This window comes from Helicobacter ailurogastricus (assembly GCF_001282945.1).
Taxonomy (GTDB): domain Bacteria; phylum Campylobacterota; class Campylobacteria; order Campylobacterales; family Helicobacteraceae; genus Helicobacter; species Helicobacter ailurogastricus.
Genome location: NZ_CDMG01000004.1, coordinates 257,215 through 281,502 on the forward strand (window position 1 = coordinate 257,215; position 24,288 = coordinate 281,502).

General features: G+C 48.5%; 21 protein-coding genes. 16 read left to right on the top strand and 5 right to left on the bottom strand.

Translation table 11 applies throughout. The features are described 5' to 3' along the window. The first annotated feature begins 136 nt into the window (after positions 1-136). The 4 genes from rpoD (at position 137) to HAL07_RS04335 (ending at position 5,162) form a co-directional block, all read left to right on the top strand. Positions 137-2,029 carry an RNA polymerase sigma factor RpoD gene (gene rpoD / locus HAL07_RS04320; protein WP_053945234.1) on the top strand — a complete coding sequence of 631 codons (1,893 nt, stop codon included), beginning with the start codon at positions 137-139 and terminating at the stop codon, positions 2,027-2,029. Between the two features lie 41 nt (positions 2,030-2,070). Then, the gene (locus HAL07_RS04325) at positions 2,071-2,475 is read left to right on the top strand and encodes a low molecular weight protein-tyrosine-phosphatase (RefSeq protein ID WP_238374484.1); all 405 of its coding nucleotides are present in this window, start codon (positions 2,071-2,073) and stop codon (positions 2,473-2,475) included. 25 nt (positions 2,476-2,500) lie between these two features. Continuing rightward, positions 2,501-3,736 carry a C40 family peptidase gene (locus tag HAL07_RS04330; protein WP_233702695.1) on the top strand — a complete coding sequence of 412 codons (1,236 nt, stop codon included), beginning with the start codon at positions 2,501-2,503 and terminating at the stop codon, positions 3,734-3,736. A gap of 70 nt (positions 3,737-3,806) precedes the next feature. Next, the gene (locus tag HAL07_RS04335; RefSeq protein WP_053945237.1) at positions 3,807-5,162 is read left to right on the top strand and encodes an FAD-dependent oxidoreductase; all 1,356 of its coding nucleotides are present in this window, start codon (positions 3,807-3,809) and stop codon (positions 5,160-5,162) included. A 29-nt stretch (positions 5,163-5,191) separates the two neighbouring features. Here HAL07_RS04335 and HAL07_RS04340 read toward each other — a convergent pair whose 3' ends face one another. Next, on the bottom strand, positions 5,192-5,956 hold the full coding sequence (locus HAL07_RS04340) for a UDP-N-acetylmuramate dehydrogenase (protein WP_082355828.1): 765 nt from the start codon (positions 5,954-5,956) through the stop codon (positions 5,192-5,194). A 174-nt stretch (positions 5,957-6,130) separates the two neighbouring features. Here HAL07_RS04340 and HAL07_RS04345 point away from each other — a divergent pair, with 174 nt between their 5' ends. Beyond that, positions 6,131-6,430 (top strand): hypothetical protein, encoded by a 300-nt coding sequence (locus HAL07_RS04345; RefSeq protein ID WP_053945239.1) that lies wholly within the window; start codon positions 6,131-6,133, stop codon positions 6,428-6,430. A 58-nt stretch (positions 6,431-6,488) separates the two neighbouring features. On the opposite strand, the gene fliQ is transcribed toward HAL07_RS04345, so the two are convergent. Genes fliQ through bamD form a run of 4 tightly spaced genes read right to left on the bottom strand, consistent with a single transcriptional unit; the run spans position 6,489 to position 10,644 of the window. Continuing rightward, on the bottom strand, positions 6,489-6,755 hold the full coding sequence (gene fliQ, locus HAL07_RS04350; RefSeq protein ID WP_053945240.1) for a flagellar biosynthesis protein FliQ: 267 nt from the start codon (positions 6,753-6,755) through the stop codon (positions 6,489-6,491). Between the two features lie 9 nt (positions 6,756-6,764). Continuing rightward, positions 6,765-7,598, bottom strand: a complete 834-nt coding sequence (locus tag HAL07_RS04355) for a prephenate dehydrogenase (protein ID WP_053941327.1) — start codon at positions 7,596-7,598, stop codon at positions 6,765-6,767. Further along, a complete protein-coding gene (lon, locus tag HAL07_RS04360) occupies positions 7,598-9,994 on the bottom strand; it encodes an endopeptidase La (protein WP_197271595.1) in 2,397 nt (798 codons plus the stop codon). Before lon ends, HAL07_RS04355 begins: the two co-directional genes overlap by 1 nt. Before the next feature lie 8 nt (positions 9,995-10,002). Beyond that, positions 10,003-10,644, bottom strand: a complete 642-nt coding sequence (bamD, locus tag HAL07_RS04365) for an outer membrane protein assembly factor BamD (protein WP_053941329.1) — start codon at positions 10,642-10,644, stop codon at positions 10,003-10,005. A gap of 129 nt (positions 10,645-10,773) precedes the next feature. Between bamD and fliW the strand changes: the two genes are divergently transcribed. The 11 genes from fliW to HAL07_RS04420 form a co-directional block, all read left to right on the top strand. Then, positions 10,774-11,181 (top strand): flagellar assembly protein FliW, encoded by a 408-nt coding sequence (fliW, locus tag HAL07_RS04370; protein WP_053941330.1) that lies wholly within the window; start codon positions 10,774-10,776, stop codon positions 11,179-11,181. Further along, complete coding sequence (locus HAL07_RS04375) at positions 11,171-11,941, top strand: pyrroline-5-carboxylate reductase (RefSeq protein ID WP_202903474.1); 771 nt, start codon at positions 11,171-11,173, stop codon at positions 11,939-11,941. Before fliW ends, HAL07_RS04375 begins: the two co-directional genes overlap by 11 nt. A 122-nt stretch (positions 11,942-12,063) precedes the next feature. Continuing rightward, the gene (locus HAL07_RS04380) at positions 12,064-13,239 is read left to right on the top strand and encodes a thiolase family protein (RefSeq protein WP_053945242.1); all 1,176 of its coding nucleotides are present in this window, start codon (positions 12,064-12,066) and stop codon (positions 13,237-13,239) included. 8 nt (positions 13,240-13,247) lie between these two features. Further along, positions 13,248-13,943: a CoA transferase subunit A gene (locus HAL07_RS04385; protein WP_053945243.1), complete on the top strand. Its 696-nt coding sequence runs from the start codon at positions 13,248-13,250 to the stop codon at positions 13,941-13,943. Beyond that, on the top strand, positions 13,944-14,552 hold the full coding sequence (locus HAL07_RS04390) for a 3-oxoacid CoA-transferase subunit B (protein ID WP_053945244.1): 609 nt from the start codon (positions 13,944-13,946) through the stop codon (positions 14,550-14,552). A 72-nt stretch (positions 14,553-14,624) separates the two neighbouring features. Beyond that, positions 14,625-16,535: a hydantoinase/oxoprolinase family protein gene (locus tag HAL07_RS04395; RefSeq protein ID WP_053945245.1), complete on the top strand. Its 1,911-nt coding sequence runs from the start codon at positions 14,625-14,627 to the stop codon at positions 16,533-16,535. 9 nt (positions 16,536-16,544) lie between these two features. After that, positions 16,545-16,964 (top strand): acetone carboxylase subunit gamma, encoded by a 420-nt coding sequence (locus HAL07_RS04400; protein ID WP_053941622.1) that lies wholly within the window; start codon positions 16,545-16,547, stop codon positions 16,962-16,964. 9 nt (positions 16,965-16,973) lie between these two features. Further along, complete coding sequence (locus HAL07_RS04405; protein WP_053945246.1) at positions 16,974-19,115, top strand: hydantoinase/oxoprolinase family protein; 2,142 nt, start codon at positions 16,974-16,976, stop codon at positions 19,113-19,115. Between the two features lie 10 nt (positions 19,116-19,125). Further along, on the top strand, positions 19,126-21,498 hold the full coding sequence (locus HAL07_RS04410; RefSeq protein ID WP_053941626.1) for a hydantoinase B/oxoprolinase family protein: 2,373 nt from the start codon (positions 19,126-19,128) through the stop codon (positions 21,496-21,498). Between the two features lie 109 nt (positions 21,499-21,607). Further along, positions 21,608-23,665, top strand: coding sequence for an HsdM family class I SAM-dependent methyltransferase (locus HAL07_RS04415; protein ID WP_053945247.1), 2,058 nt, complete (start codon positions 21,608-21,610; stop codon positions 23,663-23,665). Between the two features lie 38 nt (positions 23,666-23,703). Next, a partial coding sequence (locus tag HAL07_RS04420; RefSeq protein ID WP_162200575.1) for a restriction endonuclease subunit S occupies positions 23,704-24,288 on the top strand: 585 nt, incomplete at its 3' end.

A 24,288-nucleotide genomic window follows, 5' to 3' on the forward strand; every position in this document is an offset into this window, starting at 1 on the left:
CTAACCTTATTTTAAGCAAAGGCCACATTATAGCACAGGCAATTTTAACTTTTTATGGTTTTATAAGCCATACTTTGCTATAAAGACCAATTCCCAAGCGCTTATCAGACTGCAACCCGTTTAAAGTGAGGACACCATGGAAAACAAAGACAACAAAGCCCCCAAACCCCAAAAAACCCCCACCAAACAAGCTTCGGCCCAAGAGGAGTTGGAACAACTTTTTAAAGAGAGTCAGCCCAGCGTTTCTTACGAGCGCATCATCGACATTCTGCAAAAAGTCCCTAGCACTTCCCAGCTTAAAAAACTTAAAGAGTGGGCGCACAAATACAACAAAACCTTTATCCACTCTTCAGAGTACGCCCACACTTCTTTATCTTCACTTGAGCGCAAGGTGGGGAGCAAAAAATCTAAGCCTCTTGAGGAGGAGCCCGAGGAGAACCTAGACTTTAAAGAAAAGGAATTGCCCGAGTGGTCCAGAAGCGATAGCCCTGTGCGCATGTATTTGCGCGAAATGGGCGAGATCCCTCTTCTTAGCAAAGAGGAGGAGGTGCATTTAAGCAAGCAGATCAAGCTGGGCGAAAACATCATTTTAGACGCGATCTGCTCTGTGCCCTATCTCATCGACTTTATTTACAACTACAAAGAGGCCTTGATTAACCGCGAAAGAAGGGTCAAGGAGTTGTTTAGAAACTTTGACGATGAGGGGAGCTTGCCTAAGAAAGACGAAGAGGGCGAGATGGAGGAGAACGAGGAAGAAGACGCTCTAGAGATAAAAAAAAATGTTTCTGAAAAAGACAAAAAACGGGTAGAGAAGGTCTTAGAGAGCTTTAAAGCTTTGATCAAGGCTAAAAAAGATTGGCTCAAATTCTTAAATACCCCCAAAGAGGAGCAAGAGGACCCGCTTTTACACGCCTTGACCTTAGCCTATAAATGCCGCATTTTAAAAGAAAAGCTTTACGACCTAGGGCCCACAAGCAAGCTCATTGGTGAGCTGGTCAAGGCGATGGAAACCTCGCTCAAAAGTGGGGATGGCTTTGAAAAAGAGTTAAAACGCTTGGAATACAAACTCTCGCTTTTTAACGAGAGCCTGATTGAGAATCACAGAAATATTTTAAAAAACATCACCACCATGAGTCGCGAGGAGATCGCCGCGATGGTGCCCGAAGCCACGATGATTAGCATTTATATGGAAATTAAAAAACTCTTCCAAACCAAAGAGGCGAGCGAAGATGGCTTTAATTTAGAGCCCGCAAAGCTCAAGGAGATTTTAAACCAAATCAAGCGGGGCAAGCTCATCTCGGATAAAGCCAAAAACAAAATGGCGCGTTCCAACCTGCGCCTTGTGGTGAGCATCGCTAAACGCTACACTTCTAGGGGCTTGCCCTTCTTAGACTTGATCCAAGAGGGCAATATCGGACTGATGAAAGCGGTGGATAAATTCGAGCACGAAAAAAATTATAAATTCTCCACTTACGCTACGTGGTGGATCAAACAGGCCATCAGCCGCGCCATTGCCGATCAGGCCCGCACCATCCGTATCCCCATCCACATGATCGACACCATTAACCGCATCAATAAAGTCATGCGCAAGCACATGCAAGAAAATGGCAAAGAGCCGGATCTAGACCTCGTGGCTAAAGAAGTGGGCCTACCTTTAGATAAAGTAAAAAATGTGATTAAGATCACCAAAGAACCCATCAGTTTAGAGTCGCCCGTAGGCAACGATGATGATGGCAAATTTGGGGATTTCGTAGAAGATCGCAATGTCGTGAGCTCTATGGATCACATCATGAGGGAGGATTTAAAAGCACAGATTGATGGGGTTTTAGACCAACTCAATGAGCGAGAAAAATCCGTGATTCGCATGCGTTTTGGCTTGCTAGAAGATGAGAGCGATCGCACACTAGAGGAGATTGGTAAAGAGCTCAATGTGACGCGTGAGCGGGTGCGCCAAATTGAAAGCAGCGCAATTAAAAAACTAAGAAGCCCGCAGTATGGGCGTTTGCTCCGCAGTTATTTACGCATATGAAGAGTCTTTTATTCCTGTGTCTGGGCAATATTTGCCGCTCGATGCTCGCACGGGGGATTGCTGCCGACATCATTAAAAAGCAAGGGCTGGGTCTGGTTGTGGATGGGGCGGGCATCTCTAGCTACCACGAGGGCGAGCTGGCCCACCCACCCATCATCGCTTTAGCCAAAAGGCATGGCATCGATTTGACCCCCTTTAGAAGCAAACCCATTAGCCAAGATTTGGCAAGCAGGTTTGATCGCATTGTGGCGATGGATCGTAGCAATGTCGAGGCTTTAAAGAGTCTAGGCATCGCGCACCCTAATATCTGCAAATTGGGGGATTTTGGCTTGCAGGGTGTGGATATTCCCGACCCCTACACCTATACAGAGGAGAGGGATTTTGAAGAGGTTTATGCCTTGATCGATCTAGGGGTGCAAAATCTCCTAGCCAGCGTGCATGCTTAAGGGTTTGCTCTGCCTATTGATCTTTGTGCCCCTTTTGCGCGCCACTCCTGAGAGTTTGCTAGGCTTGCCTCAAGAGGCGCGCCACTATCTGCCCCGCCACACTTTGCCCGTCCCCTCCAAAGTCAAGCTTAAAAAGTCTTACTTAGAGCAATGGTACGCTCCTTGGACGGGCATGCAAGTGATGGATAATTTAGACGAAGTCTTTTGGATGCAAGACACCTTGCATCAGGTGGGCTACGATAAGGATTTACAGCCTTATAGCCTAGATAAATTGCAAGAAATCTCAAACGACTTAGACATGCCAGACTACCCTAGCGTAAGGCTCCGAGCAATTGTGATCGCCGATGCTAATGTGCGGGCTGTGCCCACCGATGCGCCTTACTACTTCAAAGATGGGCAACCTTTTGATCGTTGGCAAAACTCTTTGATTTTTGCAGGCACGCCCGTACTCATCACCCACTACAACAAGGCAAAAACTTACGCCCACATACAAAGTAGTTTTGTATTTGGCTGGGTGCGCTTAGACAAACTCGCCGCCATTAGCTCTGAGCAGGTGCAAACTTTCTTGCACTTTAAACACTACCTCACCCCCACAAAGGACAAAATCCCTTTAGACAATGGATCTGTGGCGCACATGGGAGAGATTTTCATTAAAGTCCCCCACCGCATAAGACAAATTTACACCTACGCTAAAGACTCTAAGGGTTTCGTCAAACTTGTCCCCACTCGCCTAAACTCCCCTAGTTTCGCTTCTTTTCCCCGCCCGCTCACCACACAGGGCATGGCAAAAGTGATAGACACCATGCTAGGCCAACCCTATGGCTGGGGTGGAGCGGGACAAAATCGGGATTGCTCGGCCTTTACAAGGGACAGCTTTGCCAGTTTCGGGATTTTACTGCCCCGCAATTCTTTAGCCCAAGTGCGCTACGCGCATAACATGGTCGATTTAAGTCATCTGCCCCCTAGACAAAAAGAGGCTTACATCATTAAGCACGCCACCCCCTTTGCCACGATTTTATGGCTTAAGGGGCACATCATGCTCTACTTGGGCGCGCAGCACCACAGGGCGATCGTGGCGCACAATGTGTGGTCTGTGTTGGTGTCTAAAAACAACAGCTACAACATTGGCAAAACGGCGATCACGACCTTAGACATTGGATACAAACACGCCAAGCACCCCCCGGCTTTTTCGCTTCTAGCAAGGGTTTTGGGGATGTCGGACTTATACCGCTATGCGTCTAAGTTGCCCGGCGGTTTTTAGAGGGCTTAAAGGTTTTCATATACAAATATGCTAAAATCGCCCTTTACTGCTCTGTAAAAAAAGGAAAACAATGAACCATGAATTTGATGTGGCGATCATCGGGGGCGGGGTGTCTGGTTGCGCCGCTTTTTGGGTGTTGAGCCAGTACACCGACTTAAAGAGAATCGCCATTGTGGAGAGAAGAGACGCTTTGGCTAAAGTGAGTTCAAGTGCAAAGGCAAATTCGCAAACAATCCACGATGGCTCGATTGAAACCAACTACACTGCCCAAAAGGCACGCACAGTCAAACTTTCTGCCGATAAAGTCCGCCACTACGCCTTAAATAAGGGCTTACAAAACAAGGCGATTTTTGAGTGCCAAAAAATGGCGATCGGTGTGGGCGATGTGGAATGCGCTTTCATCACCCAAAGGCACGAAGAGTTTCAAGAAATCTACCCCGGCCTCACTTTTTTTGACAAGAAGAAGGTTAAAGAAATTGAGCCGCAGGTGATTTTAGAAGACCACGGCTTAGAGCGCCCCGAGAATATCGTGGGGAGCGGGTTTGAAAAGAATTGGTGCGCCATGAATTACGCTATGCTTAGTCAAAGTTTCGTGGAGGAGGCAATAGCGATCAAGCCCCACAACCAAGTGTTTTTGAATTTTCATGTAGAGAGCATTGAAAAACGGCTAGGCGATTGGGCCTTGATCTCTGATGAAACGGACGAGATTTATGCAAAGTATATTTTAGTCAATGCAGGTTCTTACGCTTTGCCCCTAGCCCAACAAATGGGGTATGGCCTAGATTTAGGCTGTTTGCCTGTGGCGGGGAGCTTTTATTTTGTGCCTGACTTGCTACGGGGCAAGGTTTATACCGTGCAAAATCCTAAACTGCCCTTTGCCGCCTTGCATGGCGACCCGGATGTGGTGATTAAGGGGCGCACCCGCATAGGGCCCACCGCTTTAGCCATGCCAAAGCTCGAGCGCAACAAGCACCTATTCAAGGGCATCAGCTGGGAGTTGTTAAAAATGGATTGCAACACAGACATTTTTAGCATTGTGTTTGATCTCTTTGTGGAAAGGGACATCCGTAACTATGTCTTTAAAAACATGGTCTTTGAGGTGCCCTATATCGGCAAGCGCAAGTTTTTAAAAGACGCGCGTAAAATCATCCCCTCCCTCTCTTTGAGCGATTTACGCTATGCGCACGGCTTTGGGGAAGTGCGTCCCCAAGTACTCGATCGCACTAAGAAAAAGCTTGTCTTAGGGGAGAAAAAGATCAAAACCAATCAGGGGCTCACTTTCAACATGACCCCCTCCCCCGGGGCCACAAGCTGTTTGCAAAACGCCTTGATCGACGCACAAGAGATCGCCAAATATTTGGGTGTGGATTTTGCCCTAGAGCGCTTCTATGAAGATTTATCTCCCGAGGAGTTAGACACGCTGTAACCAAAAGCCCACCTTGGGCTTTATGGGCTCTAATAGTATATACAAACCTCTTCAACTAGAGCGATGCCAAAGGCGTTGAAAACGCGCTCTTTGGCTAGGGCAATGAGTTTGACCACCTCCTCAAAACGCCCCCCTCCAAGATTGATTAAGAAATTTGCATGCAACGGGCTAAAACCCACCCTCCCTAAACTAAAGCCCTTTAGCCCCACCGCCTCTAAAAGCCGCCCTGCAAAGTCCCCCGGGGGGTTTTTAAAGCAACTTCCAAAACTGGGCTTTTTAGGGTGGCATCGCATGCACTGACAATCTTGATAAACTTCTTGCCTAAAACCCTTGCGCTTTTTAAGGCGAGCTTTAAACACCACGCCCTCAATGCTGCTCGTGCGGTAGCCAAAGCCTAAATCTTTAGCCTCCACCCACTCCCCATTGATATTTAAGGCCTCTACAACCTCTTTCATCTCATAGGCTTTCATGCCCGCGTTCATTTTGACAAGCCCGCCTAAACTGCCCGGCAGTGCTCCCAAAAATTCTAACCCCTGTAAATCATGGTTTTTGTAATAAGAAAAAAGTTTTTGGGCGTTTGTCTTTGCCCCCACTTCTAAACAAGTGCCTAAGTCGGTGATGCAGTCAAAGTTTTTGGAAAGAATGGCTAGATTTTTGGCCTCAGGGGCCACCAAGAGATTGTTGGCCAAACCCACCATTCGCAAGCCCGCATAGGGGGCGCACATATCGAGCACTTGCACTTTCACAAGCCCACCGATTTTCACACTGGAGTATTTAGAAAAGTCTACAACCACAACACACCACCACAATTAGACTAAATTCACATTTTAGCAAGTTTAAGTTAAGTTGTGCTAAGGTTTTAAAACATAGCTTATCGGCTGTGAATCTACAACAAAGGACACTCGATGATTCGGAATGTGCGAGCAAATTCGCTAGAACTCCTTAAAATTCTTATAAAAGGACATTAAATGAGAAAAACACCTAATGAAAAAATACAGCGTATATACGAACTTAGAGATGGGGGTTTGACCGAAACAAAAATCGCTCAACATGAGGATGTGAAAGTTTCCCAATCCACAGTATCCAACTATCTAAGCAAGCGCAAGTGTGATGAGGAAATTAATCGCTTAAAACAAAAAGATGTTGAATTGACTGCCCAAGTTTGTACCCTTGAGAGCCAACAGATAGATATAGGTAAAGAGATAGAAAAAGGGGTCAAACGAGAATTGAAAAAGATGATGGGAGCGTTTCTTAGACTTTATAACTGACATGCTGTAGGGTCTCTTAGTTTGGAGGCGGGGGACATGGATGGGTGCTCTTCGCACCTTAAGAAATCACCTTGGGGATCAGCTTAAAAAGCGTGGTGGTGTAATCTAAAAGCATGTTAAGCATCCATGGCATGGTAAAAATGATCACGGCGATCACGGCTAAAATCTTAGGCACAAAAGATAAAGTCATCTCGTTGATTTGGGTCGTGGCTTGAAAAATGCTCACCAAAAGCCCTACGACCAAGCCCACCAACAGCACGGGCAAAGAGATCATTAGAGTGATTTTATAGGTTTCAATGGCAAGTTTCATCAGTTGCGCCTCCATAAAACCTCCTTACATAAACTCTTGCAACTTATTGGCCCGCCCCATCCACTTTTGCAAAGCGTCCCACTCTTGGTTTTCAAGCAAGGCCCGCACCCCGTGCATTTCCTCTAAAAACGCATCCATGGCCTTTAGCACCTGCTCAGTGTTTTGGCTAAAGACACTGCGCCACATCACGGGCGAGCTTTTGGATAATCTGCTCATGTCTTTAAAGCCCCCGGCGGCTAAGGATAAAATCGTCTGCGGGCTCTTTTGCGACAAAACGACATTCGCCAAAGCGTAGCTGATGGCGTGGGGCAAGTGGCTTACAAAGGCGATGTGCGCATCGTGGCTCTTTGCATCCATTTTGACTAATTGCATGCCAATGGCGCTAAAGATTTCTTTAGCCCTTTCTACATGTTCGGGTGCGCTCTTTTCACAATCCACAAAAATCACAATCTTGTGGCGATAAAGTCCCTTAAGTGCGGCTTTTGGTCCGTAAAACTCTGTCCCACACATGGGGTGCGTGGCGACCACTTGGGGGCGGATGGCAGGCAAAATGGCGTTGATGATCTGCTCTTTTGCCCCGCCAATTTCAATGATTGTGGTTTGCAAACTGGGTTTAAAACTTTGCAAGATTTGGATGATGCCATCAAGGGGGGTTGCCAAAAACACCACCGCGCAATCTTGCAAAGCGCGTAAATCCACGCACTCTTCCACAAGCCCTAAACTGAGTGCCATTTGGGCGTGTAGGGGGTTGCTATCACAGCCTAAAATGCGCTTAATGCCTAATTCTTGGCGCACTTCCTGCAAAGCCAGCCCCAAAGAGCCCCCCATAAGGCCCAGCCCAACGATGCCAACTTGCATCAAGGCACCAGCGCCGCGCCGAGTACATCCTCAATCGTTTGCACGGCCTTAATTTCCATGTGCTCTTGCACCTCTTTAGGGATGTCCTTTAAATCCCTTTGGTAGTTTTTCTCTGGGATCAGCGCGGTTTTGATGCCCGCTTTAAAGCTGGCGATCAGCTTTTCTTTAAGCCCGCCTATGGGTAAAACCCGTCCGCTTAAGGTGAGCTCGCCCGTCATCGCCACATCTGAGCGCACCTTTTTTTCACACAAGATAGAGGCGATGCTGGTTGCCATCGTGATCCCGGCGCTGGGCCCATCTTTAGGCGTGGCCCCCTCTGGCACATGCAAGTGTATGTCGTAGAGATTGTAAATTTTGTTCTCTTTGTCTTTTTCTTTGGACCTTTTTTTCTTGCTGACTAAAACTTCCTCATCTAAGAGCGTTTTCACCACAGAATGGGCAATTTGCGCAGACTCCTTCATCACTTCGCCTAAAGAGCCGGTGAGTTTTAAATTCCCCTTGCCCTTAATTTTAATGGACTCGATTTTGAGCACATCACCGCCCACACTTGTCCATGCCAACCCATTGACGATGCCTAGCGCGTCCTCTTTATCCACAGGGTCGATCTCAAACACGATTTTGTCTAAAAACTCGGGGATATTATCTGTGGTGATGGTGATTTTGCGGCTGCGCTTCTTGCCCTCCTCTTGGTGGTGCAAAATCTTTTTGGCACATTTGCGCATGATCGTGGCAATCGTGCGCCTTAAGCCACGCACGCCCGCCTCTCTGGTGTATTTTTCGATGATGAGTTTGACCGCCTCGGAGGTCAAAACAACTTCATTGGGTTTAAGGGCGTGCTTTTTGAGCTCTTGGGGGATCAAATAGTTCGTGGCGATCTGCTCTTTTTCTTGGGGAGTGTAGCTGGATACGCTGATAAACTCCATGCGATCCCTTAGGGGGGCGGGGATTGTGGCTGTGTCGTTAGCCGTAGCAATGAAAATGATTTTAGATAGGTCAATGTTAAAGTTCGTGTAGTAATCCCTAAAGCTGGTGTTTTGCTCGGGGTCCAAAATCTCTAAAAGCGCGCTGGCTGGATCGCCACGCATGCTCTTATCCACCTTATCGATTTCATCCAGCACCATCACGCAATCCATTTTCTTCGCCTCGATGAGGCCCTGCACAATGCGCCCAGGCATAGAGCCTAAATAGGTGCGTCGATGTCCCCTAAGCTCATTAACATCTTCTAACCCGCCTAGCGCGATTCGCACAAGGGGCCGTCCTATGGCTTTGGCGATGGAGTTGGCTAGACTCGTTTTACCCACCCCGGGGGGGCCATAAAAGCATAAAATCGTGCCCTTGGTTTCTTTGTTTTCTTGTTTGCGTAGGCGCGATAGCTCCATAGTTGCAAAATATTCAACGATGCGTTCTTTGGGTTTTTCTAGGCTGTAATGGTCGGCATCTAATTGCTTTTCCACCTCCTTGATGGAGAGCGTTTTATCGCTGTATTGCCCAAAAGGGATGTCTAGCACCCACTCAATGTAATTTTGCAAAATCCCCACATCTGAGCTGTCCTGATGGATGCGACTAAGCCGCTCGATTTGTTTTTTAATCTCTTTATGCACTTCCTTAGTGATGAAGGGTTCAATGCTGCTTAACTTCTGAAAATACTCTTGAATCTCCTCATCCCTTTGCTTGTCGATGCCCAATTCCTTTTGGATTTGCTTGAGCTGTTCTTTGAGGAAGTATTCTTTATTGACCTGCTCCATTTTGCTATGGACTTTACTTTTAATCTCTTTTTGGAGCTTTTGGGTTTTGATCTCCTCCATGACTAAATCGATCAGGCCTAAAAGCCTCTCTTCTGTATCGTTGCTGACAAAGAGCGTGTAGGATTGCTCTTTTTTTAGGCGCAGGGCGGAGGCGACCAAATCCACAATGCGGTTAGGATCGCTGTTGTCCTCAATGGCTTTTAGTAAGTCTGGGGGGAAAAATTGGCTGATATTGGCTAAATTGACAACTTTCTCTTTAAGAATATCGATGATGGCATTGATTTTATCGGTGTCGTATTCTTTATAAACGATGACATCGACCATCGCCTCCAAAGGGTCGGTAGATTCGATGTTTAAAATCTGCCCTTTGCAAATGCCTTGAAAAAGAATTTTCATGCGGTTATCAGGCAAGACCACTTTACGCACAATGGAGCCAATCACGCCCACATCGTAAAACTTATCCTTACCCACTGCATTAGAGTCGCTCTTGGTGCAACTTACAAAAATCAAGTCGTTTTTTTCTTGCGTGGCTTTATTTGCCGCCTTAATATTTGCCTCGCTGTTGATGAAAATAGGCGCGATCATGAAGGGGTACATAAAGGTTTCTTCCTCCACAATCACAGGCAATACACTCGGAAACTTTTCTGTCATTTTGACCCTTACCAGTTAAAGATAGCTACATACCAAGGCATGTAGGATTTTTTGGGGTGGGTTTCTTTCTCTAAAATCTCATCTACCCTCTCCAAATAGCGCTTCACCCCCTCTTTTTGGTGGCGTTTTCTATAAACATTGGCGATCGCCCTATTCAACTCATTTTGCCCTAAAATGAATTTGACTTGCATGTACTCCACTTGGTTTAAAAACCGGCTGTTGGGGTATTTATCCACAAAGTCGTTTAACATGCCTATGGTGTTAGACATGAACTCTTGGTCCTTGCTGTGGTTTTTAAAGGCGTAGTAGCGGGCTTGCAACTTCATGAACTTCAAATAATCGATGTTATCTTGGTTGCCAAAACGCTTAATATACTCATCAAAGTAGTATTCTGCCAAAACAAATTCTTTCTTTTTCAAATGGGCTTGACCCAGTGCGATCATGGCATCTGGCACTAGGGGAGAATTGATGTGCTCGCTTTGCAAAGAGGAATAGTAATTGTCCGCCGTCTCCAAGTTTAAAAACAAAATCTCGCGCAAAATCCCTTGATACCAAAAGATCGCCGGGCGGTTGTAAATGGACTCTTTTGTCTTCTTAGTGCATCCAAAAAATAGGGCCAAAACCACAGCCGAGAATAAAAATACACGCATCCTCTTCCTTATTAAAGCCAAAATAAGCTAAAATCACCATTATACCAAAAACCCTAGCTTAATCGGATTGATTTTTTGGGGCAGTTGTAGTAAAATCCTCGATTTAGTGACACAAATTCAAGGGTTTGAATGCTTTTTAGTGTAAAATCCCCCATTTTGGGGTTTGAAGAAGTCGTTGCGATGGACTTAGAAAAGATCGATGAGGTGTTTATGCGTTTGCGCAACGCCGATGCGCCCACCCCGACTTTCACTTTAGTAAATCCTTTTGCCCTGCGCTCTTATGAGTTTGAAATCCCTATGGCTTTACAAACTCTTTTAGACCTAGACCAAGCCCAAAATATTTTGATTGCCAATATCATGGTGATCCAAAGCCCCCTTAAAGAATCCACCATCAATTTTTTAGCCCCCTTAGTCTTTAACTTCGATCACCAACTCATGGCGCAGGTCATTTTAGACAGCGCCAAATACCCCAACTATAAAATATCTGAGAAAATCTCTAGTTTTTACCAAGAAAAGAGGCCCGTCCATGAAAGATAAAATCTTATTCATCGGTTATGGCCAAATCACCAAAGCGATTTTAAGGGGCATGCGGGGCGTGTTATCCGGGCAATCTGTCAGCATAGTCGGCAAAGATCCCGCTAAAATCGCCCCCTTTTTAAAACAAGAGGGCTTAGAGTTTATCAGTCTTAAACCCTGTGAGAGTATAGACATTACAGACAGCGTTGTCTTTTTAACCTTAAAACCCCATGCCCTAGGGCAGTTTAGCTACACAGGGCAGGCCACAGCCGTTTTAAGCGCATTGGCAGGCGTGTCTATCGAGCTTTTACAAGCCCGCTTACAAGCCCCCATTTTTGTGCGCTTCATGCCCAATGTCGCCGCTTTTTTAGGGCTTTCTGCCACGACTTTTTACAGCCCAAAGCAAGCCCCTAAAGAGCTGATAGACTTATTAGCCAGCTTTGGCACAGCCGTGCAAGTGGATAAAGAAGAGTTGATAGACGCATCCATGGTCACCAATGGCAGTAGCCTAGCTTTCTTAAGCCTTTTTGCGCAGGGTTTGATCGATTCGGGGGTGCGCGCGGGCCTGCCTCGCGCCCAAGCTAGAGAGCTTGTGGAGCAAAGTTTTAAAGGTTTTGGCGCGTTGCTTGCCAAACAATCTCCCCAAGAGATCAGCCAATCTATTTGTACCCCCGCTGGAGCCACCATTGAGGGCCTTAGTGTCCTAGAGGAAAAGGGCGTGCGCGGGGCCATCATGCAGGCTTGCCACGCTGTGGCACAGAGGTACAAACCCAAGTCTTGACCGGCCGACCTGTTACTAAATGTAAATCTCTAGGCCTTTTTTAGGCCCCATCCTCCCTTTTGTTTGCAAAACACCTACTTTTTCTATGTAACAATGCCTCCAATCTAACACGAGGAGCAAAAATGCATGCAGTCCATATTTACAGCGCCAAGCGCACCCCCATTGGGTCTTTTAAAGGAACTCTATCTAGTGTAGCGGCCACCAAACTGGGGAGCTTAACAAGCGTAGAAGCTCTAAAAGCCAGCGGGTTTGACATGAGTTTGGTAGATACTTGCATTGTGGGGAATGTGCTAAGTAGCGGGTTAAAGCAGGCCCCGGCTAGACAAGTTGCTTTGAATGCGAATTTGCCTAAGTCTGTGGCTTGTTGGTTGGTTAATGAAGCTTGCGGATCGGGCTTGAGGGCTGTGATGTTGGGGGCTAATGAAATTGCGCTTGGGCGTAGTCGGGTGTCGTTAGTGGGGGGCATGGAGAACATGAGTCTTGCCCCGCATTTGTTGATGAAAAGTCGGGCGGGCTTTAAAATGGGCGACACCATCCTAGAAGATAGCATGCTCAAAGACGGCCTGCAAGATGCCTACAAGAAAGCACGGATGGGCGACTTTGCCGAAAGTTGCGCCAAATTAAACCACTTAAGCCGAGCAGAACAGGATGCTTTTGCTAAAAACAGCTATGAAAAAGCCCTAAAGGCCATTGAAAACCACGCCTTTAAACATGAAATTGTGAGCGTGTCTATGCGAGGGCGCACGGGAGAAACTGTGGTGAGTGTAGATGAGGAGCCCACACGGGTGGATTTTGATAAAGGCTTAAAGCTCAAACCCGCTTTCGATCCCGAGGGGACCATCACCGCTTTTAATGCCAGTAAAATCAGCGATGGGGCAAGCATGCTCGTCTTGGGTGCGGCTGACATGTCTAAGGACACCCATACAAGGGCGCTAGCTAAAATCATCGATTACGCTTCTTTTAGCCACGATCCCCACCTTTTCACCACCGCCCCAGCCCCAGCCATTAGAAAACTTTTAAAGAACAACAACAAACAGCCCGGGGACATCGATTTATACGAGATCAGCGAGGCTTTTGCCGTTGTGGGGGCTTTAACCCAAAAGGATTTGGGCTTGAAAGATAGTCAGGTGAATGTGCATGGAGGGGCGATTGCTTTGGGCCATCCCATCGGGGCGAGTGGCGCTAGGATTTTAACAACTTTGGTGCATGCGTTGCACACACATGACAAACACCTAGGTGTGGCGTGTTTGTGTGTGGGTGGAGGCGAGGCTTTGGCAATTTTAATCGAGCGGTTGTAGGTTTGGCTGTGGATAAAGTAGTCAGCACAATCCAAGAGGCGATCGCAGGCGTGCAAGATGGCATGACCATCATGTTTGGGGGCTTTGGGCTGTGTGGAATCCCTGAGAATTCCATTTTGGCCCTGAGCCAAAGCGGAGTGAAAAACATCACTTGCATTTCAAATAACCCCGGTGTGGATGATTTTGGCTTGGGGTTGTTGGTGAAAAACAAACAGATTAAAAAGATGATTGCCAGCTATGTTGGGGAGAACGCCACTTTTGAGCAACAATTCCTAGCCGGCGAGGTGGAGGTGGAGTTCAACCCACAGGGCACCTTAGCTGAACGCATTAGGGCCGGGGGGGCGGGCATCCCCGGCTTTTACACACCCACAGGAGTGGGCACCATTGTCGCTGAGGGCAAGGAGCATAAGGATTTTGATGGGCGCACCTACATTTTAGAGAGGGCCCTTAAAGCGGACTTTGCTTTCATCAAGGCGCAAAAGGCAGACACCTACGGTAATTTAGTTTTCAACAAAACCGCCATGAACTTTAACCCAATGATGGCAAAGGCGGCCAGAGTTACGGTGGTTGAGGTCGAAGAGATTGTAGAGCTGGGCGCACTAGATCCTAATTTTATCCATGTCTCTGGCGTGTATGTGGATCGCATTTTTAAAGGGCAGTTTGAAAAACGCATCGAACAGCTCACACTGAAAAAAGGGGAATGAATGGAGAGCGGTTGGAGCAGGGAGCAGATGGCGCAAAAGGCGGTAGAGGACATTAAGGACGGCTATTCGATCAATTTGGGCATTGGCATCCCCACTTTAGTAGCCGACTACATCCCTAAGAACATTCAGGTGATGTTGCAAAGTGAAAATGGCCTGCTTGGCATGGGCCCCTTTCCCACAAAAGAACAGGTGGATGCGGATTTAATCAATGCAGGTAAGCAGACCATCACACAGAGTTTGGGCGCGAGCTATTTTAGCTCGGCAGAGAGCTTTGCCATGATTAGAGGCCGACACATCGACTTAACGATTTTAGGGGCCATGGAGGTTTCCGCGCAAGGGGACCTAGCCAGTTGGATGGTGCCGGGCAAATTGGTCAAGGGCATGGGAGGGGCGATGGACTTGGTGGCGAGCGCGAAAAAGGTCATCGTGCTGATGCAACACACAGATAAAAAGGGCAATTGCAAGCTGGTTAAAGAATGCTCTTTGCCTTTGACAGGGCCTAAATGCGTGTCTAAGGTCATCACAAATTTAGGCGTGTTTGCTATCCAAAAAGGCAAGTTTGTCCCCCTAGAGCTGGCACCGGGTGTTTCTAACCCACCCTTGCCTTAAAGGAGGTGTACCAAAGAAAGCGTATAGGTCAGGTGTTGGGCATCGGCAACTTTAAAATTTGAAAGGATCGGCATGAAATATTTAATCAACCTAGACAACGGCGGGACTCTCACAGATATTTGTGTGGTGCAAGGCTCAGAGGTGCGCTACACCAAGACCCTAACCACCCCCGTGGATCTCTCTGAGTGTTTTTTCAAGGGCATCACAAAGGCGAGCGAGGAAATTTTTGGCCCCGATGGGTTTGTCAAACTTTTGCACAGCACGGATTTGATCCGCTACTCTTCCACGCAAGGCACCAACGCTTTAGTGGAGCGCAAAGGCCCCAAGCTAGGGCTCATCACCAACAACGCCGCTATGGTGGATAAACTCACGCAAACCACAAACCAAAAAGAATTATTTAAAAGCCTAGTGGGCAATCGGATCTTTGTGGTGGAGCACTTGGGGGGCGAAAACTTCGAGGCGGATTTAGCCAACGCCGTGAATACCCTAACCAATCAGGGGTCTGAAAGGCTTGTGGTCGCCATTGAAGACAAAAACGATGAAAAAGCCTTTAAACACACCTTTTTATTGCAGTTCCCAAGACACCTGCTAGGCTCTGTGCCCGTGCTTTTCTCTTGGGAATTTACCAACGACACAAGCCGCACTCGGCGCATTTGGTCGGCCCTCTTAAACAGCTTTTTACACCCCACGATGGAGCGCTTTTTATACTCCGCCGAGCACCGCTTGCGCGCCCACAAAGTGAAAAACCCGCTCTTGATCTACCGCAACGATGGGGCATCTTCACGGGTGGCTAAATCTGTGGCTTTAAAAACCTACTCTTCAGGGCCTAGGGGGGGCATTGAGGGGACAAAAGCCTTAGCCAAAGCCTATGGTTTTAACCATGTCCTCATGGTCGATGTGGGGGGGACAACCTCAGATGTGGGCGAAGTGGAGGCGCACAAGATCAAGACGGAGAGGCGCGGACACATCGAGGGAGTGCAAATCTCCTTTGAGCTTAGTGATGTGAAATCCTTTGGTGTGGGCGGGGGGTCCATTTTTAGACTGAACGACAAGGGCGAGATTTTAGTGGGCCCTGATAGCGTGGGGGCAGCTCCCGGTCCGGCTTGCTTTGGCTTTGGGGGCAAGGAGGCCACGATCACAGATGTCAATGTGGCTCTAGGGATCATCGATCCAGACACCTATTTAAACGGGCAACAAAAGCTCGACAAAGAGCGCGCGATCCAAGCCATCAAAGAAAAAATCGCCCAACCCTTGGGACTCAAATTTGAAGAGGCTTTGTTTAAAATGGAGGAAGCCTATGCTGATAGGCTCGCCGCATGTTTAAAAGATCAGGTGCAAAAAGACACGGTCTTGGCCGCCTTTGGAGGTGGAGGCCCTATGAGCGCGTGTTTAGCCGCTAAAAAGGCCGGCATTAAGCGGGTGATTGTACCTAAGCTTGCGGCGGTTTTCTCTGCCTATGGGATCAGCTTTTCGGATGTGGCGCAGACTTTCGAGCGCGACATCACGGATTTAGACAGGGGAGAAATTGAGAAAATCAAAGCCCACATGAAAGAGCGGGCCAAAAGACACATGTTCCAAGAAGGCTATAACTTTGAGGAGTGCAAGGGTGAGTGGAAAGTCATTGTGGAAAACGCCGATGGCTCGGAAGACTACACTACAAGCCTAGAGGACACCGCCCAAACCAACAAAGACCAAAAACGCATTTTGGCCTACCATATACGCTACGAACTCTCTCACCCTAACTTGCGTGCCAGCTTGCCTAAACACAAGATTGAGCCAAAAATTAGCGGGGCAAGGGAGGTGGTTGGCTTAAACGGCACACACCAAGAGTTGGTGTTGGTGCTAGAAAAGCAAGAGATGGGGGCTTACATGGAGGGACCCGCTATTGTAGAGGGTCCTTTTTTCACTGCAAGGGTGCCTGAGGGGTGGAGTTTGGCCGTAACAGACAACGGCGATTTGATTTTAGAAGACCTGAAAGCATAAGGAGAAAGCATGCGCGTTCCAATGACCGAATACTTAATGATCGACTTAAACAGCGAGCGGTGGCTGTGCCGTGTGTGTGGGCATGACTTTGGGGATGCCAGAGACACCTACAAAAAGGGCACGCTGATTTACGATCGCAACCCGGAGGAGATTCACCCTCCCATTTTAGACCCCAAACGCTACCAGTACACCTTTTCGCCCGACCCCAAATTCTGTCGCATTTACGAGTACTACTGCCCCACTTGCGGGACTCAAATTGAAACCGAATATGTCCCACCCAACTACCCGCCCACCATCGACATGCTTTGGGACATTGACGACTTAAAGAGGCGGTGGAAAGAAATTGGCGAGGACCCTGAAACTTCGATCCACTATGGCCCGGGCGAAAACGCCCAAGCAGACTTGCGCGCCAAGTTTGACAAAAAATAAGGAGGTTGCATGAAACGCATTTCAGTAGATATTGGCGGGACTTTCACAGACTGCTTCTTTGCGTGGGATGGCAAGTACATTGAATCCAAATCCTTGACCACCCACCATAACCTCTCTTTGGGCTTTAACGCCGCTTTAGACAACGCCTGTAAGATCGCGGGCTTAACAAGGGAGCAAGTGCTAAAAGAAGTCGATAGTGTGCGCTACGCCACCACTTTGGGCACGAACGCCTTGATTGAGGGCAAGGGCCCTAGAGTTGGGGCCATTGTAACGCACGGCTTTGAGGACACCATTCACCTATCTCGTGGTAAGGGTTATGGCGAGGGGCTAGATGTTACCGAGCAGGGCAATATGCCCAATGCCCAACGCCCTGATCCAATAGTGCCTAGGCGCATGGTGCGATCCGTCAAAGAGCGGGTGGATAGCGTGGGCGAAATCCTCGTGCCTTTGCAAAAAGAAGATGTGCGTAAGCAGGTGCGCGATTTGGTGGATAATGGGGCGCAAGCGATCGTGGTCGCGCTCACCAATGCCACTGAAAACCCTAGCCACGAGCAACTGGTTCTAGAAACCATTTTAGAAGAATACCCCGCGCATGAGCTAGGCGCAATCCCGGTGATTTTAAGCTCGCAGGTCTCGGGGCGCAAGGGCGAATATGTGCGCGCCAACACCACCATCATCGATGCCTTTTTATATGAAATCATGTTCCACGCTTTGGGACAATTAAGCTCTAACTTGCGCGATAGCGGGTATGGCAAGCCCATGCTCGTCATCCACAATAGCGGAGGGATGGCACAAAGCAACTCCACAGACAGCCTGCAAACCATCCACTCCGGGCCTGTAAGCGGGGTGAGCGCGTCTCAGCACCTTTCAGAAGCTACAGACATTGGCAATGTGGTGTGTATGGACATGGGCGGGACTTCCTTTGACATAGGCATTTTACCCAAAGGGGGGGTCAAGCACTACGACTTCCAACCCGTGATTTGTCGCTGGCTGGTTACTCTGCCTATGATTCACTTAAACACTTTGGGTGCTGGGGGCGGGTCGATTGCCACTTACGATCGCATCCACCAAGCCGTCAAAGTGGGCCCAGAAAGTGCGGGCTCTGATCCCGGGCCTGCTTGCTACGATCGGGGTGGGCTTAACCCCACAGTAACCGATGCAGACCTTCTGCTAGGCTATTTAGACCCGGACAACTACGCCAATGGGGTGATCAAGCTCAACCCAAAACGCTCTAAATTTGTGATCGAAGACAAACTTTGCGATCATCTCGATCTAGATGTGATCGAAGTGGCCAAAGTGATTAAGCGCACGGTGGATGAGCAAATGGCGATTGGGATTGAAATGGAGCTGCGCAAAAATGGGGGCAATGTGGATGAATTTACCATGGTTGCCTATGGGGGCAATGGGCCCTTGCATGCCTGTGGGATCGCCTACCATGCGGGCATCAATAAGATTCTTTTCCCTCCCTTCGCCTCCGTCTTTTCGGCTCTTGGGGCGGGCAATATGAAGCCTTTACACATCCACGAGCGCAGCGGTTACATCGTGCTTTACGAGCCCATTGAGCGCAAACTCTTTGACGAGTATGAGCGCATGAACGAATACATTGAAGAGCTCGAGCGCAAAGGCAAGGAGGATTTAAAACGGCAAGGTTACGACATTTCAGGCGTGCAACACCGCTTGGAGATGGACATGCGCTATGGCAACCAACGGGTTACCACCTCTGTGGTGCTTGACATCAACCGCTTTAACCATGTGGGCGATGTGTTGCGCGCTATCCGCACTTTCTCAGATGTCTATGCCAAACGCTATGGCAAGGGCGTAGAGGCCCCAGAGGCGGGCGTGCGCGTGCAAACTGTCCGGGTGGCAACCTTTATCGATACCGATGTGGTGCATTTTAAGGAGCTCTACACCGACCACAAGCGCACCACCCCCCCAGCCAAAAGTGCGCGCAAAGTCCATTATGTCGATGAGAAAGACCCCATCGACACCCCTATTTACGATGAGAGCGTGCTCACAGCCGACTATGTGATCTATGGTCCCGCCATCGTCACCACAAAAAGCACGACTTATTTGGTCGAAAAGAACTGGCGTATCGAGCCCACCCCACAAGGGGCGGTTTGGTTGCTCAAAGACAATGTCAATGCAAAATAAGGAGAACCCCATGCCAAACAACAATAAAGGGACTCATGTCCACGCCCACAACCACCCCCACGCCCACAACCACCACTCCCACGAGAAAGGGAGTGATAAAAAGGTACTCAGCGCTGAAGAGCAGGCTTGGGTGGATGATTTTATGAATGAAACCACCCTCTTTTTAGGCCCTGATCCAAAAATCATGCGCCACCACTCCATTGCAAAGCGCACCCCCCTAGAAGAAGAGGTGCTTAAAAAAGGGGGCGATCCGCTTTTATATGATAGGATTCGCCGCCGCCTTAGTGGCTCGTTAGATGAAGCCTTTGAAATGTGCGAGAGCATGGGGGCAGCGCCTGGGGCAAAATGGGCGGACTTGTCCGTAGCGGTCTATACCTCCAGTGGGGATGTGTGCTACATGTCTAATCGCGGGGTGATCGCCTTTGCCGCCGTCTTGCACCACCCTATCCGCTACATCATGAAGTATTGGAAAGACGAACCAACCGTGGGCATCCACGAGGGCGATGGCTTTTTCCACAATGACGCGCGCTTTGGGTGCGTGCACAACACGGACCAGTCCATGCTCACTCCCGTGATTCGCAATGGGGAAATCATCGCTTGGGTGGGCGCGACCATTCACGAGGGAGAAAACGGGGCGTGTGAGCCCGGTGGGATGCCTTCAGGCTCAGAAACGCCCTTTGACGATGGCCTGCGTGGGAGTCCCATGAAAATTGTAGAGCGGGGCAAGTTGCGCCGCGACTTGCTCACTTTTTTACAGCACTCCACACGCGATCCAAAACTCATGCTCGCCGACATTAAAGTCAAAATGGGGGCGGTGCGCCGAGTCATGGACATTGTGGATCGCATGATCGATGAATACGGAATTGACGCTTTCGTAGGGGCAATCCGCATGACTGTGGAGGATGTGGAAAATGAAGTGCGCCGGCGCATCGCTGCCATGCCCGATGGCATGGTTACAGTCGAGCAATTTGTCGACTCTACCCTCAAAGAGAACATTCTCATCAAATTTGCTTGCAAGATTACGGTTAAGGGCGATCACATGACCGTGGATTTAAGAGGCTCGGGCAAAGAGATCATCAACCGCGCCATCAACTCTCCTCTAGCCTCCACTAAGGCGTTCTTTGCCCAAGCGATCTTAAACCACTGGTGGCCCGACTTGCCCCGCTCCACGGGCGCGCTCTCTCCCATTGAGATCATTTCTGATGAAGGCACTTGGGGGGATTGTTCTTATGACGCGCCCAATGGGCAAAACTTGCAAGCTTCTTTTAGGGCGTTTAGCGCGTTGCAAATCGCTTATGCTAAATTGCAATTCTCCATGCACACCAAGTACGCCAATGTCCTAGCCCCTTGGTTTAACCAGATCAACGACTTTTTATGGGGCGGGGAAACCCAACATGGCGAACAGGTGGGCAATCTCTGCGCGGATTTGAATGGCATGGGCGGGGGGGCAAAAGCCTTTAGAGATGGCGAGGACGCGGTCGCCCCGCTTTTCTGTGCGATGGCAGACATTGGCGAACAAGAGGTGATGGAAGAAGAAGTGCCTTTTTTGCAGTTGGTGAGTAAGCGCGTGGTGCGCGATAACCAAGGCTTTGGCAAGTACCGCGGAGGGATGGGCTATGAGATGATTGTGGCCGCCCGCAACACCCCTGAATGGGGCTTTATGACCGTTACCTCTGGGGCGAAGTTTTCCAGCGTTCCCGGGCTCTTTGGGGGTTATGGGTGTGCGACTTACCCCCTAGCGATGGTCAAGGGGATCAACATCTTTGAGATCATCAAAAAGAACCCTGAAGAGTTTGATCTCTCGATGGAGCGCGTGATGAATGAACGCCCCTTTAAGGGCGGGGTTTATACCACTTACCACATGGGCTTGCAATTTGACCGCTCCCAAGAGGGCGAGTTGTATATGATTGCCCAAGGCTGTGGGGGTGGTTATGGGGATGTGCTTGAGCGCGACCCTGAGATGGTCATGGAGGATTTGCAAATTGGGCGCATCTCTGAACATGTCGCCTCTGAAATTTATAAAGTCGTGTGGGATAAGGAGACTTTTGTGGTGGATGTAGAGGCCACCGCCAAGTTGCGCGCCAATGAGCGCAAAGCCCGCCTCAAAAGAGGCTTGCCCTACGATGAGTTTGTTAAAAAACATGTCAAGGACGAACCGCCCAAAGACCTTTATTATTACGGCTCTTGGGGTGAGGAAAACCCTGACGAGTTGATCGCCACCGTGTGGGATCACCACGGACCCAAGCGCATTAAAGGCAAGCTTAAAGACATCCCCCTAGTGGTGATGCCAAACCGCCATGTGGTCAAAATCGCCCAGCTAGAAAAACGAGTCGAAGAGCTAGAGATCAAATACGAGGGTGGGGTCAAACCCAAATTGGTTTAGCCTTTGTTGCCAAGCTTTCAAGCTTGGCTAGCCCCTGCGCTTTTGGGGCTGTTTTAAAATCTTTCTTTGTTTAAATCCCCTATAATGTCCCCTTTTATAAAGGAGAAACGTGCCCAGCCAAGAAGAAACTATAGAATACGGAATCAAAAAAGAACTAGAAGCCCTTAACATTGCCTACTACGCCAAAACTGCCCCCATCAATGAGGAAACCCAAAGGGCGTTAGAACAAGCCCCTTCAAAGAGCGGGGGGAGTGGCAAGAATTACCCCGATCTCAAATTGCTTTTAAGCACGCCCAGCGCACGCAAATTGCCCGTGATGATTGAGGTCAAGGGGCTTAAGGGGCGTTTAGCCAAGTTTGGCAAGGATCACAGCCCAGATTTAAGCACTAACGCCATTAAAAATTACGCCCTCAATGGGGCGTTGCACTACGCCAACGCGATTTTAGATTATAGCTATAGCTACAACGAGGCGATCGCCATAGGGATCAATGGCTATGAGAATGAAGGCAAGCTTTACAAAGAATACGCCCTTTACTACCTCAACACCAAGCACCTAGCCGTGCCTCAAAGGATCGGGGAATTTAGTGATTTGGGGATTTTGGCGGATTTAGAAAAGTTAGAAAAAACCTTAAATGAGCTCACCTTAAGCGAGGCAGAACGCAACAAAGCCATTGAGGACTTAGAGAGCGAAACAGAGGCACAACTCAACAAGCTTAACCAGTTCTTGCGTGATGACATTTTAGACCTTGAGGAAAATAAGCGGGTACCCCTGCTTGTAGGGATGATTATGGCAGCTACAGGCGTGGCGGCGATGCAGGATCGCCCCGGAGTGGGGGCTTTGGGCTTAGAGGATTTAAAAAGCGAACAAGACAAGGATACCCACGATGGGCATGAGTTCATTAAAAAAATCAAAGCCTTTTTAAACGCCAAAAAATTGCCCCCAGAAAAAAACGAGCTAATCCTTAATGAACTCGAGACCATTTTTATCCATTCCAAGTTGTGGTCTTTAAACAGCTACACCACCGCCAACACCGCCGAAAGCCCCTTGAAAAAGATTTATGGGCGGTTTTTAGAGGGGGTTTATCCTTTGGTTAAAAAGCTCACCAGCACGGCAGACATTGCGGGCAGGCTCTTTAATGTGCTCACCAAGTGGCTTAATGTCCCCGACAACAAGAAAAACGATGTCGTTTTAACCCCCCGTGAGGTGGTGGATTTAATGGTGGAGTTAGCCCAAGTCAATAAAGATTCCTTCGTGTGGGATTATGCCGCCGGATCAGGGGCGTTTTTGATCTCTAGCATGAATAAAATGATTAAAGATTGCGAGGACAAGATCGCCGACCCTAAAGCTAGGGAGGAGAAGATCCTTAAGATTAAAAACGAACAACTGCTAGGCATTGAGAAACACATTGATATTTTCTTAATGGGGATTTTAAATATGCTCTTGCTAGGCGATGGGAGTGCAAATTTTTTACACAAGGATAGCCTAGAGGATTTTGAAGCTAAAAAGCCTATCTACTACGAACAAGGCGATCTTAAGGACGAACCTTTTAAGGCCAATGTGTTTTTACTCAACCCCCCCTACAGCGCAAAGGGCAAGGGCTTTATTTTTGTGGAGCGGGCATTAGAGAGGATGGAGAAGGGGCGCGCGGTGGTGATCATCCAAGAAAATGCCGGAAGCGGCAATGGCGACATTTACACCAAAAAGATTTTAGAGCACAGCAGCCTAGTGGCGAGCATTAAAATGCCCCTAGATTTGTTCGTGGGTAAATCTAGCGTGCAAACGGCGATCTATGTTTTTGAGGTGGGGAAAGCCCACAACCCTAATGACAATGTGCTTTTCATAGATTTTAGCAATGATGGCTACACCCGCGCGGCGCGCAAAAAGGCGCGGGCGAGCACGAATTTACGCGACACCGACCACGCTAAAGAGCGTTACGCCGAACTGATCGAACTTGTGGCGCATAATGGAGAACCTAAGTTTTATAAAGATCATTGCATTAAGGATAAAATCAATTTAGACGGCAAGGACTGGACCTATGCCCAACACCAAAAGATAGACACCACGCCCAAGCTGGGCGATTTTAGCGGGAGTGTGGCGGAGTTTTTAGCCTATGAAGTGTCCTTAGTGCTCAAAGGCACAGAGGGAAAGCCCCTAACCCACGCCTAAAAAGCTGGCAAGCTTTGTGTGCCCTAGAGTGGCGTGGGGTGCAATTAGGGGAGATTTTTGAGGTGTTTAAGCCTGCCAAACACAGCCACCAAAAACGGCTTTTACCCACAAGCCCACGCCAGGGGTATATCCCCGCCATCACTTGCACCACGCAAAACAACGGCATCGCCTGTTATATGCCAAAAGAGGGGGCTTTGGTGCTGGAAAATATGATTTCTGTGGGGGCTAATGGCGATGCGCCCGCCTTTTACCAACCTAGAGAATTTGCGCTTTTGCAAGATTGTTACGCCCTAAAATTTAAGGGCAAAGAGCTAAACCGCTTGCAATATTTGTTTTTGGTCGTGTGCCTAAATAAGGTCTTGGCTAAGTTTAACTGGAACAACAAATCCGGCTGGGCTAAGGTCAGCCAAGAGAAAATCCTTTTGCCCTTTGCCAAGAATGGGGAAATCGCTTTTGAAGTGATAGAGGTATTTATAAGGGAACTTCAAGCGGAGCGCTTGAGGGAACTTCAAGCGTATCTAAAAGTAACAGGATTGGAGGACACTATGCTAACCCCAGAGGAAGCACACGCCTTAAATATTTTCACAAACTATTTTGTTTGGAAATCGGGGGGGGGGGGGGGG